Genomic DNA, 238 nt, shown 5'->3' with positions numbered 1-238 from the left:
GCTGAAGCTTTGCTTCTACCGCATCCCATATCTCAGGACTTGCCGCAGAGATTCTTTCTCCATTGAGGGCTAGTACTTTTTCTTTATGTATGTTGTGTATTTTTCAACCATGACCGTCATCATTGAGGTTGTGCAGCAGAGGGGGAGTTCGGTCAATCGCTTTGGCGAATTTAGCATCGGCAGTGACACCGGCTTCAAACTCTTCCCACAGCGCTACATACTGGGCGCCAAGGTTATC

Annotated in this window: 1 protein-coding gene; it reads right to left on the bottom strand. The window is 48.3% G+C overall.

Annotated elements, in window-relative coordinates:
* Positions 1-103: 103 nt before the first annotated feature.
* On the bottom strand, positions 104-238 hold a 135-nt coding region (locus ABT58_RS24445; RefSeq protein ID WP_276203469.1), incomplete at its 5' end, for an HD domain-containing protein.

Source organism: Photobacterium aphoticum (assembly GCF_001029435.1).
GTDB classification, from domain to species: Bacteria; Pseudomonadota; Gammaproteobacteria; order Enterobacterales; family Vibrionaceae; genus Photobacterium; species Photobacterium aphoticum.
The sequence above is the reverse complement of the archived record's forward strand: the minus strand, read 5'-3'. Positions and strand labels throughout refer to the sequence as shown.